Origin of the sequence: Bdellovibrio reynosensis, from assembly GCF_022814725.1 — a bacterium.
Lineage (GTDB): Bacteria > Bdellovibrionota > Bdellovibrionia > Bdellovibrionales > Bdellovibrionaceae > Bdellovibrio > Bdellovibrio reynosensis.
The window spans coordinates 1,017,438-1,033,296 of record NZ_CP093442.1 but is presented as its reverse complement, the minus strand read 5'-3'; the positions used below and the strand labels follow the sequence as shown (position 1 = coordinate 1,033,296).

The following is a 15,859-nucleotide window of genomic DNA, read 5'->3' as shown; positions in this document are numbered from 1 at the left end:
GCTATGGAATTACAACTGCGCGCAGAAGTTAAAAATTTAGTGTTTTCTTACGGAGAAAAACAAGTTCTTAACGGCGTTACTTTGCCTATTTACGAACACCGTGTGACGGCTTTAATCGGTCCTTCTGGTTGCGGTAAAACGACACTTCTTCGTTGTTTTAATCGCATGCATGATCTTTACGCTAATGCGATTTATAAAGGTGAAATCCTTTTACATCCAGATCAGCGAAATATCTTAAGTAAAGATATTGATCCGATGGAAGTGCGTATGCGCATCGGAATGGTTTTTCAAAAACCAAATCCATTTCCAAAAAGCATTTTTGAAAACGTCGCTTACGGCCTCACCGTGCGCGGGGTGAAAAAGAAAAGTTTTATCGAAGAACGTGTTGAGCGTTCTTTGCAACAAGCAGGTCTTTGGACAGAAGTGAAGGACCGTTTGCATTCTTCAGCGACGGCATTATCAGGTGGGCAGCAGCAACGTCTTTGTATTGCCCGAGCTTTGGCGACAGAGCCTGAAATCTTGTTATTAGATGAACCTACTTCAGCCCTTGATCCTATTTCTACTCGTCATATTGAAGAGCTTATCCAAGATCTTCGTAAAGATGTGACAATTGCGATCGTCACCCACAGTCTGCATCAAGCAGCCCGTGTTTCTGATTTTACTGCATTCATGTATTTGGGTGATTTGATTGAATTCGGTGCCAGTGACCAGATCTTCACCAATCCTAAGGATCAGCGAACCGAAAACTACATCACAGGTCGCTTCGGCTAGCCCGCTATCGATGAAAACCTCCCATCCTCCGCCTTGCCTATGGGCGGTTTTGATCGATAGCTCGTTCTCAGTTTTTTAGCCTGGCGGGTTGATAAAGCCTGAAATTTTCTTTTCGATGAAATCAGGCTCCATGTCTTTGCTGCACTTTTTGCACGGGGACGTTTCGGGGATGTCTAATCTTTCTTTTTCGCCGTTATGTGGGTATTCGTATTCTTTTCCCCGTTGTAAAAGAAGATTTGCTTCAGTTCCGCATTCACACACGTAGGGTGCATAGAAGGATTCAACAGTCGCAGTCTTTGGTAAAAATCCATGAACCATATTGATTTGATTGATGATCACAAACGGGCAGCGGGATAGTTGCAGTTTGCAACCCGCGGGTATTTTCATCGTCCAACTAATCCAATTTTTTACGCCGATAGAATTAATGAACGTCACTTTGTCCATATCAACAACGACTTCCGTGGCGTTTTTAATCACGTAATCGTAAAGACCGGTTTTTTCGCTAATAGGGCCTTCAAGGAAAAATTCGTATTTGCTGCCAGTAGTCTTTACTTGCATGGATGTACCTCAAGAAAAAGGGTAAGTTCTTTTCCTTAGGCAATCAAATAAAAATCTTAAAGTATAAATCTTAATGAAAGCCTGCCGTAAGCAGCGTTTCCGATTTTGGTTTCCTCATCGGGGCTTACTTCATAGTTTTCAGCCTCAAAGAACGCTCGATCAAAGGCGTAACCTAACTCTAGATCAGCAAAGATGGTTTGGCTGACTGGGGATTTTAAGCCAACAAAGACTTTTTTATCGTCATAAAAAAGCCGTTCTTCTTTATCTTCGCGACCATAAAGGTAATACGTGCTTTGTGAAAAGTTAAAGCCCGTATAAAGCTTCGCAAACGGAGTTACTGCATAACTAGTGGAAACTTTTAAAATCCACGGAACCAGCGTGAATACTTCTAAAGAATACTTTTCTGCGTAAGTCCAGTTGATAGAAGCAAACGGAATCCCAAGGACTGCGCGAAACTCTTTTGACGGAGTGTAAAAGTAGGCAAATCCTGGCAATGGAATATTATTTAAAATCGGACGATTGTTAGAATAGTCCACAAGCAAAAGCCACTTACCCGCAGGATCATCTGACGGAACAGAATAAAAGCCAGTGACTCCAAGGGTACTGACATCAGCAGATTCAAACGGACGATCACTGGCTGATCCGTAGCGAGCAAAAACGGACCACATTCTTTGTTCATCCACGACGCGCGTATAGCCGGCGCCGATTTTTACATCATAAAGATGCGCAAAAGAACTTTGTTGAGGCGTAATTGAAAACTGCGAAAAGTTAGCAGTGACTGTGTAAGATTCTAAATCCGTTTTGTAAACCGGTGCAGAAAGATCTAAAGATTCAATTTTTGTCTGGGCTGTTGCTAACGGAAAATCAGACGCTTCATAGAAAATTCCAGAAAGCCCCAAGAAAGTTTTCTGCTGCTTTGGCGGCGTGAGACCCGTAGTCAGTTCAAAAGCTTGACCGTTTAAAGTAAAAACCAACAAGAAAAATGCGAGATACTTATTTAGATTCATTGGCTGGTTCGATTCTTACGACGCGGGCGCAGTTTTGGCAAATTTCACTAATAGGCCATTGCAGTTCCGCTTTTTGAACGACGATTTTGTTTTGGCAATGGGGGCAGTGTGTTTCCCCAGATAAAACCTGTCCCTGGCTTTGGTAACTACGATAAGCAAAGAAAAGTCCAAGCCCGAAAAACAAAGGTACTGTGACAAAGTGGAAGATAGGAATCAAAACGCTTACTAAAGCGATTCCCCAAAATAGGAACAATTTTTTTAAAGCCACTTGTGTGCGCTGGCGTGGTGAAAAATACTCGACTTCAACTTCGCCGGGGTTACGGCGCTCATCGCTGACATTAGAAAGAATTTTGATCTTTTCCATAGGGGGATTGTGAACTTGCAAAGCCGGGGCTGCAAGATATAGCAAGATGCTGACCACGTGCGTGATGACCTGATTATCTGCTCTGTTAGGCTTAAAGGATGAAAGCACTTCACGCCGATAAATATTTTGTTCGCGAATCGTTATTCAACCTGGTTGAATTGTCACTACTAGCTCGTCTTTATGAAGAGCACTGCACGCCCTCGGCGCAAAGTGGAAATTTAAATAAGGATTCCTTAGCGCAAACGCTTTTAAAAATGAAAGCAACCGAAAATGCCGGCGAACTTCGCGTGGCTATTTATGAAGCAGATCCAGTGGGTTTTTACTGGAAGGTGGGCGGTAAGGTCCTTGCTCATTGGGTGCATCCTGAACATCGCAATCAAGGCGTTGAAGATGCGCTCATCTCAAGATAAAAAACTTCTGTGGCGCTAAAAGAATTTTATAAAGGGAAAAGAGTTTTTCTAACCTATCCGACAAGCTTTTTAGGAGCGTGGACGGCTTATTCCTTAAAATATCTTGGCGCGGAAGTTTTTGGTTTTGCTAGCAAAGCCGCAGTCTCGCCAAATCTTTTTGATCTGACAAATCTAGGAAATGAAATCTCAATGACCTATGGGGACTTTCGTGACCTGCAAAGCCTAAAGCAGGCAGTGGAATTTTCCCAAGCTGATATATTCATTCACTTGGGTGAAAGCAGATCATTAAATGACGCGAAGGCCTTTGCCCACGACTGTTTTTCAGAATCCGTCCTAAGCACCATTAATATCATGGAACTTTTGCGTGAAACGGCCACGGTAAGAAGCATGGTAGTGGTTAGCTCTGACAAAGTTTATAAAGTTAAAAACAATGAACCTTTTTTAGAATCTGACCCCGTAGCCAGTGGCGACATATTGCCAACGGCAAGGCTATGTTCTGAAATGATCGCTCTATCGTATCGGCACAGTTTTTTTAATCCGGAAAAGTATAATAAACATAAAATTGCCATTGCGACCGCGCGCCTTGAAGCAGGTATCGGCGGGGGCGAATTTGGGGAGGGGTCTTTAATTGCGGATGCGGTAAAGGCCTTTAGTTCAAACGCCCAACTAGAATTGCGCAACCCCCAATCGCAAAGGCCATGGATTCATGTGGCGGATCAGGCGGCGGGAATTCTGTTGTTGGCGGCGCACCTTTATGGTCGCGGTCCGAAGGCTGCTTCGACCTATAATTTAGGTTCTAACTTGTATAAAAGTGTCGGCGAAACCATGAATGAGTTTGCGCAAGTATGGCAAGCCCCGTTATCCGAGCTTCCCCTTGATATGAGTCCCTCGTTGCATGGGCGATTAAACAGTGAGCTTGCAAAAAAAGATTTTAACTGGCAGCCGCAGTTAGACTTGCAGCAGACTCTGAAGGACATCACGCGCTGGTATAAGGCGCATCAGGCGGGTATGCCGGTTTCAGCGCAAATGAATAATACTCTAGAAAAGATTTTTGCTTTTAGCGATTCTGCGTTGTATTAACTTAGACCTGCAATTTTAAATAGGACCGTATGATTTACGATTGTTTTGTATTTTACGATGAACTTGATCTGCTTGAAATTCGCCTTAACACCTTAAAGGATGTCGTAGATAAATTCGTTCTGGTCGAATCAAAGAAGACTTTTCGTGGCATTGATAAACCTTTGTTTTATGCCGAAAACCGCCAGCGTTTTAGTGAATTCAACTCGCGCATTATTCATATCGTGGTTGAAGATTTCCCAAAAATTAACTGGAGAAAACTAAGACCCTTCAGCAATTGGGACAGAGAAGATTATCAAAGGGACGAAATGAAAAGGGGCTTGGTGGATTGCCAGCCTGGCGACGTCATTATGATCTCTGATGTTGATGAAATCCCAGAGCCCCAAAAAGTTAAAGAGTACAGCGATAAGCCAGGTATTAAAACTTTCTATCAAGAGCTTTACTATTATTATCTGAACTATTTGGCCTACCAGCACACGGAACCCAATAAGCCCTATAAGGACTATATCCCATGGCATGGGACGGTGATGGCGGATTTTTCTTATTTTAAAAAATACTCGCCAAATGACTTACGCACTTTGCGTTCGAAAAAAGATAAAGTGCAAACCATGGTCATGGATGGTGGCTGGCATTTGTCTTTTATGGGCGGGACACAAATGATCTTAAAGAAAATGAAGGCGTACAGTCATACCGAGTATATGACTGAAGATATGTTCAAGCCAGAGTGGGTTGAGTCCCAAGTAAGAACGGGAAAAGATATTTTTAATCGTCCGATGGCCTTTAAAAGGGTTTCGATAGATAGACTTCCGGCCTACATCCAAGCCCACCAAGATAAATTCGCGCACCTTTTGCTTAAAGAATAGCCTGCTATTTTGGCTTTGCGTCTAAGAATTCTGCTAGGTGCAAAAGCGAGTGAATGTTAGGCTTTTGAAAATTAGGTAAAACCCCTAAGGGTGTGATTTATGAAGTCAATTGGGCCCTTTTTAGACAGAAAATATAAACTTGCACTGATCTGCTTTGACCTTATGGTTTTAGCATTTGTTTCAATCGTGGTTAATCAATTGCGTTTGGGATTGGGACCACAAGAGGTCTTAGCGCAAACTCAGTTCTGGCTATTGGGTATCTTTGTTGTTTTATCTTTTTATATCTTTGGAAGTTATAACTTAGATCAGGGCTTAACGAAGTCATCGTTGTTGGTGAAGCAGTTGGGGGCGGTCTTAGTCGCGCTAAGCTCTGTTGTTGTGATCAATTACATTTTGTATATCGATCGTTCAGGTATTTTTGGGCGTGGTATCTTGTTTGGTACGGTCGCAGGCTTTTTCGTTGTTTCTTTGCTGTCGCGAATCCTGGCTTTAAATATGGTGGATTCCCTGCGCAGTAAGTTGAGCTGGCTTGTCCTGATTGATGAAAAAGAAAAAGCGTATTTTGAGCAAGATTTAAAGCGTTTTGGTTTTTCCGGTAAAATTCATTTTTTCAATCCGCTGACTTCGACTGTGGCGCAGTTAGATGACTGTTTAAACAAGGCGTGGTCTGCAGTGGTTGTGGGTGTGCCCGCTTCGCAAATGCCAAAAGACTTTTTAAGTATATTGGTAAAGGCAAAGTTTGCTGGTCACGGTGTGATTGACCTTGGCAGATTTTATGAAAAACATTGGCTAAAAGTGCCTGTGTTTTTTTTAGATCCTGAATGGTTTATTTCTTCTGAAGGTTTTGAATCGATCACTCATCCGATGGCCCTAAGAATTAAGCGCATTTTTGATATTTTACTTTCTATTTTGATTTTTATCCCAGCATTACCAGTGATGCTTCTTGCAGCAATTATCATTAAATTAGAAAGCCCAGGGCCCGTCGTGTACAGTCAGGTACGTACAGGCAAAGACGACCGCCGTTTTGTGATTTATAAATTTAGATCCATGCGCGTGGATGCAGAAAAAGCGGGTGCCCAGTGGGCGCAAAAGAATGATTCGCGCATCACTCGCGTGGGTAAGTTTATCCGTTTAACCCGCATTGATGAATTGCCGCAGCTTTGGAATGTTCTAAAAGGGGATATGAGCTTTGTCGGCCCTCGCCCTGAGCGTCCTGAATTCAACGAAACTTTGGCAAAAGAAATTCCGTACTATAATTTGCGCCACATGATGCGCCCGGGATTAACTGGCTGGGCCCAGGTTTTATACCCTTATGGGGCTAGTATTGATGATTCCCGTGAAAAGCTTCAGTACGAGCTGTATTATGCCAAACACTATAATCTTCTGATGGATCTTTTGATCTTCGTAAAAACCATTCGTGTTGTCCTTTTCGGACAGGGTCGCTAATGCTTTATCTTTTAATTTTGGCGTTTATTGGAACTTTGACTTCGCAATCGGCGATGGATCTGTTCGTGACACTTTATGCGTTAACATTATTGGTGCAAGGTCTGCGCAAGAAAGGCCCTGCAGGCTGGAAGCTTTTTGAAAAAATGGGCCTAGAATATTTTTGGCCTGTTTTTGTAATAACCATCATCTTAGGTTTTTTGGTGAACGGTCATTATGAAGGCCCGTTGTTTAAAAGAATGACGGAACTTTTATGGATTTTATCTTTCTATTTCACTGTTTCTTGCTATCGCTATGTGGATCTGGATTTAAAGAAAGCCATGAAGTTCAGTCTGATCGTGGGACTTTTAGTCAGTATCGGTTCGATCATCGTTTCAGCAGTTAAAGGCGAGCCCCGTGTTGGTGGGATTTTAAATAACGCTATGACCACGGCCCACTCTTATGGGTTGGTTTTTCTAACTTTGGCTGGGGTTTTCTTGTCGCGCTGGCAGCAGATGTGGAAGGAAGATCGTAAAGAATTTTATCTTTGGGTGTTTTCTTTAGCTGTTATGGGGGCGACGCTGATCTTAACCATGACCCGCGGTGTTTGGGTGGGCATGTTTGTGGGGCTTGTTGTTGTCGCGGCTGTATTAAGTTTAAGATTAGCTTCCGTCGTCATTGGCTTAGGTATCGCTATCGTCACGGGAATGTTTTTTCTTTGGCCCAAGTTTCACGATCGCATTTTGTTAATTTTTAATTACGAACACACCTACGACAGTCAGCGTATCATTTTATGGAAAACCAACTGGATGATTTTTAAGGACCATCCTTGGTTGGGCGCTGGGTATGGCGAAAACTATACGTTGCTTCCTAAGTATTACGCTATGCAGGGTCTGCCCGCAGATCAATTCGTGGGGCATGCGCACAATCAGTTTCTGCATATGCTGGCGGGGACGGGGATTGTGGGTTTGCTTTGTTATGTGTTTTTATATTTTTTCTTTGTGGTGAAGGCGTGGGGGGTTTTTAAGGTAGCCCCGCCTAACTCTTGGGAAAAAGCTGTTTCGTTAGGGATTTTTGGATCTCTTATTGGATTTGCAGTGGGTGGCTTGACAGAATCGAACTTTGAACATGCAAAGGTGCGCATGGTTGTTATTTTTCTATGGGCGCTTATATTCTTTATGAAACAGAATTTAGGTCTTCGTAAATCCTAGTTTCTTGTTTTTTCTATCAATCCAAATTTAATATTTTCGCTAGCAATTTTTAGTGCGTAGATAAAATAAATGATTGTCGCTGTTTGCGCCATCATGATCATCTCAAATTGTCCGGCTATAAAAACAAAAAGTATCACAGGCAGGAAAACTTGTTTTTCAAACTCTGTGCCTCGGTAAACTTCTTTTGCCCAAAGCAAAAGCCATCCAACAAAAAAAACAAAGCCAAGGATTCCAGTGTTTGCGAGAATTTCTAAGAAAATATTATGTGAGTGTTCGTTTTTGAATTCAGGGTGAGCAATATCATACTGTTTTTTCACTCGCTCAACTTGGAACTTAAATTGATTCGGACCTGCTCCAAGAATAGGATTTTCTAAAAATAATTTCCATGCAGCTTCAAACTGACTTACGCGAATCGTATTTGAAGAGTTGTCTGCACTCATTAAGAAACGCGATTTTTCACTACCACCACTAAGAACCACGGCTAGGATGCCAGCAACTAGTAAGATGGATCCAGCCAGCAAAACTTTGGCTAAATTTTTCTTAAAGAAAAAGAGAGAAAAAGGTATTCCGAACAACAAGCCTAGCATAGCTCCACGAGTGTATGAAAAATAAACGCCGGCCACGGCAACTACAACAGTCAAACCAGCTGTCACCCAGGAAACTCGAAGTATGTCCGTACGCTTTCTCAATACTAACGGAAGTATCGCCAATATGACTATAGCTGTACCATAGCCGTAGCGCATAACATCCGTGAATCCGCCGATGCGTTTACCATAATCGCCAGCAGTCCAATATTTCAGATCAAAGCCCAAATGAATTCGGATCATGCTGTAAATAAATGCAGCGAAAATAGACGCTATAAAAATGAAAATGGGCCATTTCAACCGGTCATGATATTTTTGATTTTTTAGCAATACTGCTAAAGGAAAAATACTTATTACGGCAATAATGGGATATTTTGCGCTTCCAAAACTTTTCGAAGCCTCTTGAAGATGTCCAAGGTTTACTAGGCTAGAAAGAAGAGTCACAGCTGCGTAACCCAAAAGCGCGATACTGCTCGGAGCCAACTTTACTTTGTATCTGCGTAAAAATAATAAGAAGGCGATAAGGGTGAAGATGTGAAAAGGTCCGATCAACGAAACTGAAACAAATACCGCAGCAGAAAGGATCAATAAAGATATGAACGTAAAAAGGCTAATTCGATCTGAATGAATGGTCATAGCGGTACCCCAATATCTATTCACGGATTTTTAGCTTTTTTCTGAATGATTTCAATGATAATTCTTGTTTCTTTCTGCCTTATTCGGGAATAGCATTCTTGGTGACGGTAATAAGCGTATTTTAGGATAAATTCTTGAGCAAAAAAGCAATTCTTAGCAACAGCATGTGGGGAAATCTGAATGTTTTATTTAGATACGGCCTTTCATTTTTTGCGACCGCTATTATTGCCAAAAAATTTGGTCCAGAAGACTTTGGTGTTTATCAGCTTGCATTAGCCTACGTGGCTTTATTTGATGCCCTTTCGTTTATCAATCCATCCCATGTAAAAAATCATTTGGTCGCGAATCCTGATGATGAAGCCAAAGTTGTGCACTCTTGGAAAGTGGTGAATTGGCTGCTTGTAATTGCAGTGATGATTTTCATAACTGTCATGTGGTTATGGGGTTCCGACAGAGCTTTTTACGTTTTACTTTTATATTCATCGTTACGACTTTTTTTCCGAGTCTACGATTTTCCCCAAGTTTTAATGGATGCAAGGCTTCGAAGCGATCTTAATCAGAAAAGCCAAATGGTATCTACAAGCACCTTTAATATTTCTAGAAGCATTTTAGCGATCCTAGGCGGGAATCTAAACCTAGTTGCAGCAGCGTCGTTCTTCCAAGGATTAGGAACGATGCTTTATCAAGTTTGGGCTTCAAAAAAAATCAATTTGGCGCTTAAAGGCAAGGTCCAAAAAGGCTTCACGTGGTTTTTAGTAAAACAAGGATTACCCTTAACATTCATGACTTTCCTTACTGTGGCGCAACTTCGAATATTTGGAGTTTTGTTGCCAAATAGAATGACATTGGATGAATACGGTAGCCTACAGCTAATATTAAAATTAATAGAGCCAGTAACTTCCATCGGAACTATTATAATCAGTGCCAATTATACACTTCTAGCGAAGACCTTTACCGAAAATAAAAGAAATTTTTTGTTTAGATTTATGAAAGTTTCACTTCTTACAATGGCTTCAAGCTTTCTTATGTCTATAGCTTTAGTCGTCTTTCCTCAAGATTTACTTTTAAAGGCCTTTGGTTCTGCTTATAAAACGGGAATAGAACATTTGTGGTTAGGTCCTGCCATCGTGGCGGCGAATGTTTTATTTTCCTTAAGCGTCCAATTTGATATGTTAACCTTAAGTTACTCTCGTACAGTATGGAAATGCTGTATGTCGATCGCGGGGTACGTTGGCGTCATAATGCTACTTGAAAGAGTTTCTATCCTTGAGGCGCTAAGTCTTAATGTCGCTATCCCTATGTTCACGGTTCTAATTTGCTTTCCATATCGTCGGTTGAAGAAATTTTTTAAGTACACTTAGTTAGAATTTCTGTCAGAACTCCAGAAATAACTCAATGAGTTATTTCCTTAAGCTCCACCGTCGTAACTGCTGAAAATGGTTTGCGATAAATTACGCTTTTCTGATAATCATCTATCTGATTTTGCGTCGAAGTTTTGTAACGTTAGGGTAGAAATGTTGAACGGTAAAAGAATATTAGTTACGGGTGGTACTGGGTCTTTTGGTAAGAAATTTACAGAGCATATTTTAACCAAATATCCAGAAGTAAAGCGTTTGGTCATTTTCTCTCGTGACGAATTAAAACAGTTCGAGATGTCTCAAGTTTTCTCTCCGTCCAAGTTTCCACAAATTCGTTACTTCATCGGGGATGTGAGAGATGCAGAACGGGTCAAGCGTGCTTGTGAAGGCATCGATATTATTATTCATGCAGCAGCTTTAAAGCATGTGCCTATTGCTGAATACAACCCTATTGAATGTATCAAAACTAATGTAATTGGTGCTGAGAACATTGTGAACGCAGCTATGGATTGCGGTGTAAAACAAGTCGTTGCGCTTTCTACCGACAAAGCAGCTGCTCCGATTAATTTGTATGGGGCAACAAAACTTTGTTCTGACAAATTGTTTATTGCGGCCAATAACTTTAAAGGGAAGCGTGATCTTAAGTTTTCAGTTGTACGATATGGAAACGTGCTTGGCTCACGTGGATCGGTTGTACCTTTCTTTTTGTCGAAGCGTAAGGAAGGGGTTTTGCCGATCACTCATATGGACATGACTCGATTTAATATCACTTTGCAAGAGGGTGTGGATATGGTCATGCACGCCGTCGAACATGCCTGGGGTGGGGAGCTTTACGTTCCAAAAATTCCTTCTTATAAAATCGAAACCGTTGCTAAAGCGGTGGCCCCAAGTTGCAAAATTGATGTTGTTGGAATTCGCCCTGGCGAAAAACTTCATGAAGAAATGATCACTGAAACAGACTCCTTAAATACTTATGATTGTGGAAAGTACTACGTAATCGTTCCTGCTGCTCCTATCTGGAACGAAGAAGAGTGGGCAAAAGCTTTCGCAGCTAAAAAAGTTCCCATGGGTTTCCGATACAACTCTGGAGAGAATGCCGACTGGATTACGGTCGAGGAGCTTAGAAGATTGATTAAAATACATGTCGATCCAAAATTCGAGGTGTAAGATGAGCAAGCATTTGATCCCTTATGGCAGACAGACGATTTTACAAGAAGATATAGATGCTGTCGTGCAGGTCCTTAAGTCAGATTTTTTGACTCAAGGACCTATGGTTGAAACTTTTGAAAAGAAATTTTCTGAATTCATTGGCTGTGAAAACTCGATTGCTGTATCGAATGGGACGGCAGCATTGCATTTGGCAGCAATGGCATTAGGGGTTAAAGAAGGCAGTAAAGTTCTTTGTACTGCCAATTCATTCGTCGCATCTGCAAACTGCATTCGGTATTGTGGTGGAGATGTTGAATTTGTCGACATCAATCCTGAGAATTTCTGCATCGATTATAATTTACTAAAAGCTAAATTAGAAAAGGCTCCTATAGGTACATATCAAGGTATTGTCGCAGTGGACTTTGCCGGGTTTCCAGTTGATTTTGAAAAGCTTAGACTTCTTGCTGACCAATATGGCCTATGGATTATCGAGGATGCGTGTCATGCCCTCGGTGCGGAGTTTTTGGATTCAAAAGGCCAATGGAACATTTCTGGCAATGGCAAGTATGCGGATATCGCTGTTTTCTCTTTTCATCCAGTGAAACATCTTGCGACTGGCGAAGGCGGCATGATCACCACGAACAGTGCAGAACTCAATGATAAACTAAGAACTTTAAGAACTCATGGAATTACCCGCGACAAGACTCGTTTCACTCGTGAAGACGGTGCGTGGTACTATGAGATGCAGGAACTTGGTTTTAATTATAGAATTTCAGATATCCTTTGTGCACTAGGCGTCAGTCAGCTGCAGCGCATGCCGCAAAACCTACTTAAACGTCGTCAAATAGCGGTTAAGTATCGCGAAGCGTTTAAGAATCTTCCTATTAAGATGCAATATGAAGATAAGAACCTGAAAAACGCTTATCACTTATTTACGATTCAAACCGAAAAAAGAGCGGAACTTTACGATTTTCTAAAATCTAAGGGCGTTTATTGTCAGGTACACTATATTCCTATCCATACGATGCCTTATTATCAAAATCTATATGGCAAAATGGTATTAGAAAATGTGGAATATTATTATGCTTGTGCCTTAAGTCTACCGATGTATCACGGTTTATCGGACAGTGACTTGGAATATACCATCGCGGCAGTTAAAGAATTTTATGGCAGTTAAAGCAGGGATCATCACTCAGGCGCGAATGACAAGTACGCGCCTTCCTGGCAAAGTACTTAAGGAAGTTCGCGGCGTACCTTTATTAAAATATCACATCGACAGACTTAGTTGGTCGCAACTGCCCGTTGTTGTAGCAACAACAATCAACCGAGAAGATGATCCAATTGTACAAATGTGTCAGCATCTAAAAGTTCCCTATTTCCGGGGTTCTGAACAGGACGTGCTAGGAAGATTCTACGGCGCCGCTGAACAAGAAAAGCTCGATATTATTGTACGTGTAACTTCTGATTGTCCTTTGATTGACGGCCATCTTATTTCTAAAGCAGTTCAAGATTTTAAAAGTAAGAATAGTGAAAATATCTATTTATCAAACTGTCTAAAAAGATCTTTTCCGCGCGGAATGGACTTTGAGGTGTTTTCTTTTGCTGATTTAAAAACCGCATTTCATGAAGCGGATAAGGCATTTCAAAGAGAGCATGTAACTCCATTTATAAATCAAAATGTGACGGGCATGATAAAACAGGTCGATTTTACTTCAGACGATGATTACAGCTCATGGAGATTGACCGTTGATGAAGAATCAGACTTTGCGCTGATCAAAAAGATGATCGAAGATTTTAGATGTGATGAAATGACGTTTGATCAGCTTAAAGTTGTTTTAAAAACGCACCCTGAACTTAAGCTTATCAATGCTCATATTGAACAAAAGAAGCTTTAAAAGATGATTTTCCGCTTAGCAACTATCAATGATGCTGAACTTCTTTTTCAATGGCGAAATGATCCAATAACTCGAACGCAATCTATTAAACAAGACGAGATCACTTGGCCCACCCATCTTAAGTGGTTCAAGGATTCTCTCAATAATAAATTCCGCAAAATATACATTGCCGAAATTGACTCAGAACCTGTCGGTACCCTTCGCTTCGATTTCGGTGAAAAAGATGTCGAGCTTTCGTGGACCGTAGCCCCCTCGCACAGAGGTAAGGGAATTGGGACGGTTCTTCTTCAAGAAGGTACAAAGTTAGAAAGTGGCTTTTGTTTTATAGCCCGTATAAAAGGAAGCAACAGCGCCTCGATCAGAATGGCTGAAAAAGCTGGCTTTACTTTCTTAAAAACCGAAGGTGATGTTTCCTTATTTACTAAGGTTGTTTAAGATATCGTCAATTGTAAGCCGGCCAATAAAATGCATGCATTTATCAGCTTTCGTTTTTAATGCAACTCTATCGGTGGTTAAAAGCTCAATCCTTTTTAATATTTCTTCGTATTGAATTTTAGAAGCTTCACCACAATAGGTGTGAAAGCCCTGGGTGGCTAAATCAGTCGCAGACTGGATTTGATTATCTGCAACCGCCACGACGAAACCTGTAAGTCCCAGGCACATTCTTTCCCAAGTAACAGTCCCACCGCTTCCGAAATAAAGATGACATTGCGCCATCAATTCCGCCATCGAAGGCGGTGACTCATGAAGAATGTATAGATCGCTAGCTGGCATCTTCTGAATTTCAGCATACTCGCTATTCGCCTTCGTATAAACAATCACGAATTGTAAAGAACTTGAGGCGGCTTGAGCATGCAAAGTTCTTATTAGTTTTAATGTTTCGCCGCTAGGATCAGTTCCTCCAAAAAAACAAAAAACTTTTAAAGCGCTATGGTCCGGGATCGTGACTTTTTTAGTCGTATAGAATTCATTTCGAATAAGAGCATAGCGGGGACCTAAAAGTAACTTGCAATTTTCCGGTACGAGTGAACTATAACGTGAATACGCGTTGTGGTAATAATTTGAGTCGATTAGTATTTTGCAGTCGTGGTTGCGGTTGGCAAGATCATCTATACAAACGACAGGAGCGACGCCAGAAATAGTTTTTTCCCAGAGAATATCTAAATAATAGTTATCAACAACTACCAGATTGATGTCGTGTTGATGACATAGGTTCACGCACTCCTGAGCGTCTAACGTCTGGTTCAGTTCAGAATTAATTGTAATAATGGTATAACTACTCGGTATTAAGGAATGCAGCTTTTCGGGAAAAGCCTTGCATACAAAAATGCAAGTGTGACCCGCCTCTTTAAATGCATTAGCTAGGGTAAGGCAGCGCATAAGGTGGCCTAGGCCAATCTTTGTGCTGGTGTCACAGCGAAAAAGTATATTCATTTCCTAAGGTTAGCATGTTAGACTTTCGGGATGAAGTTTTTTAATCAAACTATTAAAATTGGCAATCGTAATGTCGGCCCTGGTGAAACTCCGTTTATCATTGCGGAAATGTCCGGCAATCATAATCAAAGCTTAGATCGTGCATTAGAAATCGTTGATGCTGCGGCGAAAGCTGGCGCCCACGCCCTTAAGTTGCAAACATATACTGCAGATACTATGACTTTAGATATTAAAACGGACGAGTTTTTTATCTCTGACGAAAAAAGTTTGTGGAAGGGGAGTTCGCTTTACGATTTGTACAAGCAGGCATACACCCCTTGGGAATGGCACAAGCCTATTTTTGATCGTTGCAAACAGCATGGTATGTTGTGCTTTAGTACACCGTTTGATGATAGTGCCGTTGATTTCTTAGATGACCTAGGTGTCCCTTGTTTCAAAGTCGCTTCTTTTGAAAACACCCATTTACCTTTGATTAAAAAAATTGCTTCAAAGGGAAAGCCGATGATTGTCTCAACGGGAATGGCGACACTCTCTGATCTTCAAGATATCGTCGCGACTGTTCGTTCTGCGGGATGTAAAGATTTGATACTTCTTAAGTGCACCAGCACATACCCTGCGACGCCTAAGGACAGTAATATTCTTACTATCCCTCACATGCGTGAAATGTTTGGTTGTCAGGTGGGACTTTCTGACCACACGATGGGAGTGGGCGTATCAGTAGCCAGTGTCGCATTAGGTGCTACGGTTATCGAAAAACACTTCACTTTAAATCGTGCGGACGGGGGAGTTGATTCTACGTTTTCATTAGAGCCAGCCGAATTAGCTTCTTTAGTTGTTGAAACTGAGCGGGCAATGCAAGCTTTGGGTGTAGTGAACTATGCGCCGACGGGTAACGAACAGAAGTCCCTTGTTTTTAGACGTTCTATTTATGTCACAAAAGACATTAAAAAGGGCGAGGCGTTTACAACTGAAAACACAAAGATCATTCGTCCAGGCTTAGGATTAGCGCCTAAGTTTATTGATAAAGTATTAACTTCTAAAGCTTCCCGGGATTTAAAACGAGGAATGCCGATGAAAATGGAGTTTCTTGGAGAATAAAAAAAAGCCTACTTAAAGTAGG

The 15,859-nt window shown here is 41.4% G+C and carries 17 protein-coding genes; 12 read left to right on the top strand and 5 right to left on the bottom strand.

Going from position 1 to position 15,859, the window contains the following annotated elements:
- Positions 1-3 precede the first annotated feature (3 nt).
- Positions 4-771 (top strand): phosphate ABC transporter ATP-binding protein PstB, encoded by a 768-nt coding sequence (gene pstB, locus MNR06_RS04810; RefSeq protein ID WP_243539326.1) that lies wholly within the window; start codon positions 4-6, stop codon positions 769-771.
- A gap of 75 nt (positions 772-846) precedes the next feature.
- On the opposite strand, the gene MNR06_RS04805 is transcribed toward pstB, so the two are convergent.
- Genes MNR06_RS04805 through MNR06_RS04795 form a run of 3 tightly spaced genes read right to left on the bottom strand, consistent with a single transcriptional unit; the run spans position 847 to position 2,700 of the window.
- Positions 847-1,329, bottom strand: coding sequence for a hypothetical protein (locus MNR06_RS04805; protein ID WP_243539311.1), 483 nt, complete (start codon positions 1,327-1,329; stop codon positions 847-849).
- A 56-nt stretch (positions 1,330-1,385) separates the two neighbouring features.
- Positions 1,386-2,336 (bottom strand): hypothetical protein, encoded by a 951-nt coding sequence (locus tag MNR06_RS04800; protein ID WP_243539300.1) that lies wholly within the window; start codon positions 2,334-2,336, stop codon positions 1,386-1,388.
- Positions 2,323-2,700: a hypothetical protein gene (locus MNR06_RS04795; RefSeq protein WP_243539290.1), complete on the bottom strand. Its 378-nt coding sequence runs from the start codon at positions 2,698-2,700 to the stop codon at positions 2,323-2,325. The genes MNR06_RS04800 and MNR06_RS04795 overlap by 14 nt, the downstream gene beginning before the upstream one ends.
- A 98-nt stretch (positions 2,701-2,798) precedes the next feature.
- Between MNR06_RS04795 and MNR06_RS04790 the strand changes: the two genes are divergently transcribed.
- From MNR06_RS04790 to MNR06_RS04770, 5 genes are all read left to right on the top strand, one after another.
- On the top strand, positions 2,799-3,110 hold the full coding sequence (locus tag MNR06_RS04790) for a GNAT family protein (RefSeq protein WP_243539287.1): 312 nt from the start codon (positions 2,799-2,801) through the stop codon (positions 3,108-3,110).
- A gap of 9 nt (positions 3,111-3,119) precedes the next feature.
- A complete protein-coding gene (locus MNR06_RS04785) occupies positions 3,120-4,190 on the top strand; it encodes an NAD-dependent epimerase/dehydratase family protein (RefSeq protein ID WP_243539283.1) in 1,071 nt (356 codons plus the stop codon).
- Between the two features lie 29 nt (positions 4,191-4,219).
- Positions 4,220-5,050, top strand: a complete 831-nt coding sequence (locus tag MNR06_RS04780; RefSeq protein ID WP_243539281.1) for a glycosyltransferase family 17 protein — start codon at positions 4,220-4,222, stop codon at positions 5,048-5,050.
- 99 nt (positions 5,051-5,149) lie between these two features.
- Entirely contained in the window at positions 5,150-6,496 is a 1,347-nt protein-coding gene (locus tag MNR06_RS04775; RefSeq protein WP_243539279.1) for an exopolysaccharide biosynthesis polyprenyl glycosylphosphotransferase, read from the top strand.
- Positions 6,496-7,683 (top strand): O-antigen ligase family protein, encoded by a 1,188-nt coding sequence (locus tag MNR06_RS04770; protein WP_243539262.1) that lies wholly within the window; start codon positions 6,496-6,498, stop codon positions 7,681-7,683. The genes MNR06_RS04775 and MNR06_RS04770 overlap by 1 nt, the downstream gene beginning before the upstream one ends.
- On the opposite strand, the gene MNR06_RS04765 is transcribed toward MNR06_RS04770, so the two are convergent.
- Complete coding sequence (locus MNR06_RS04765) at positions 7,680-8,726, bottom strand: O-antigen ligase family protein (RefSeq protein ID WP_243539260.1); 1,047 nt, start codon at positions 8,724-8,726, stop codon at positions 7,680-7,682. The two genes, MNR06_RS04770 and MNR06_RS04765, sit on opposite strands and share 4 nt — an antisense overlap.
- 311 nt (positions 8,727-9,037) lie before the next feature.
- Here MNR06_RS04765 and MNR06_RS04760 point away from each other — a divergent pair, with 311 nt between their 5' ends.
- The 5 genes from MNR06_RS04760 (at position 9,038) to MNR06_RS04740 (ending at position 13,740) form a co-directional block, all read left to right on the top strand.
- The gene (locus tag MNR06_RS04760) at positions 9,038-10,264 is read left to right on the top strand and encodes an MATE family efflux transporter (RefSeq protein ID WP_243539258.1); all 1,227 of its coding nucleotides are present in this window, start codon (positions 9,038-9,040) and stop codon (positions 10,262-10,264) included.
- 153 nt (positions 10,265-10,417) lie between these two features.
- Complete coding sequence (gene pseB / locus MNR06_RS04755) at positions 10,418-11,428, top strand: UDP-N-acetylglucosamine 4,6-dehydratase (inverting) (RefSeq protein ID WP_243539256.1); 1,011 nt, start codon at positions 10,418-10,420, stop codon at positions 11,426-11,428.
- 1 nt (position 11,429) lies between these two features.
- Entirely contained in the window at positions 11,430-12,587 is a 1,158-nt protein-coding gene (gene pseC, locus MNR06_RS04750; RefSeq protein ID WP_243539254.1) for a UDP-4-amino-4,6-dideoxy-N-acetyl-beta-L-altrosamine transaminase, read from the top strand.
- Positions 12,577-13,305 carry a glycosyltransferase family protein gene (locus MNR06_RS04745; protein ID WP_243539252.1) on the top strand — a complete coding sequence of 243 codons (729 nt, stop codon included), beginning with the start codon at positions 12,577-12,579 and terminating at the stop codon, positions 13,303-13,305. The genes pseC and MNR06_RS04745 overlap by 11 nt, the downstream gene beginning before the upstream one ends.
- A gap of 3 nt (positions 13,306-13,308) precedes the next feature.
- Positions 13,309-13,740, top strand: coding sequence for a GNAT family N-acetyltransferase (locus tag MNR06_RS04740; protein ID WP_243539251.1), 432 nt, complete (start codon positions 13,309-13,311; stop codon positions 13,738-13,740).
- Here the strand turns inward: MNR06_RS04740 and pseG are convergent.
- Positions 13,720-14,739: a UDP-2,4-diacetamido-2,4,6-trideoxy-beta-L-altropyranose hydrolase gene (pseG, locus tag MNR06_RS04735; protein ID WP_407933198.1), complete on the bottom strand. Its 1,020-nt coding sequence runs from the start codon at positions 14,737-14,739 to the stop codon at positions 13,720-13,722. The genes MNR06_RS04740 and pseG overlap by 21 nt on opposite strands.
- Before the next feature lie 30 nt (positions 14,740-14,769).
- On the opposite strand from pseG, the gene pseI reads away from it, so the two are divergent.
- On the top strand, positions 14,770-15,837 hold the full coding sequence (pseI, locus tag MNR06_RS04730) for a pseudaminic acid synthase (protein ID WP_243539247.1): 1,068 nt from the start codon (positions 14,770-14,772) through the stop codon (positions 15,835-15,837).
- Positions 15,838-15,859: the final 22 nt, after the last annotated feature.

Excerpts from the sequence above, each read along its gene's own strand:
- MNR06_RS04745 (WP_243539252.1), top strand. The coding sequence starts at position 12,577 with ATGGCAGTTAAAGCAGGGATCATCACTCAGGCGCGAATGACAAGTACG.
- pseG (WP_407933198.1), bottom strand. The coding sequence starts at position 14,739 with ATGAATATACTTTTTCGCTGTGACACCAGCACAAAGATTGGCCTAGGC.
- MNR06_RS04780 (WP_243539281.1), top strand. The coding sequence starts at position 4,220 with ATGATTTACGATTGTTTTGTATTTTACGATGAACTTGATCTGCTTGAA.
- MNR06_RS04790 (WP_243539287.1), top strand. The coding sequence starts at position 2,799 with ATGAAAGCACTTCACGCCGATAAATATTTTGTTCGCGAATCGTTATTC.
- MNR06_RS04770 (WP_243539262.1), top strand. The coding sequence starts at position 6,496 with ATGCTTTATCTTTTAATTTTGGCGTTTATTGGAACTTTGACTTCGCAA.
- MNR06_RS04795 (WP_243539290.1), bottom strand. The coding sequence starts at position 2,700 with ATGGAAAAGATCAAAATTCTTTCTAATGTCAGCGATGAGCGCCGTAAC.
- MNR06_RS04740 (WP_243539251.1), top strand. The coding sequence starts at position 13,309 with ATGATTTTCCGCTTAGCAACTATCAATGATGCTGAACTTCTTTTTCAA.
- pseI (WP_243539247.1), top strand. The coding sequence starts at position 14,770 with ATGAAGTTTTTTAATCAAACTATTAAAATTGGCAATCGTAATGTCGGC.
- MNR06_RS04805 (WP_243539311.1), bottom strand. The coding sequence starts at position 1,329 with ATGCAAGTAAAGACTACTGGCAGCAAATACGAATTTTTCCTTGAAGGC.
- pseC (WP_243539254.1), top strand. The coding sequence starts at position 11,430 with ATGAGCAAGCATTTGATCCCTTATGGCAGACAGACGATTTTACAAGAA.
- pstB (WP_243539326.1), top strand. The coding sequence starts at position 4 with ATGGAATTACAACTGCGCGCAGAAGTTAAAAATTTAGTGTTTTCTTAC.
- MNR06_RS04800 (WP_243539300.1), bottom strand. The coding sequence starts at position 2,336 with ATGAATCTAAATAAGTATCTCGCATTTTTCTTGTTGGTTTTTACTTTA.
- pseB (WP_243539256.1), top strand. The coding sequence starts at position 10,418 with ATGTTGAACGGTAAAAGAATATTAGTTACGGGTGGTACTGGGTCTTTT.
- MNR06_RS04775 (WP_243539279.1), top strand. The coding sequence starts at position 5,150 with ATGAAGTCAATTGGGCCCTTTTTAGACAGAAAATATAAACTTGCACTG.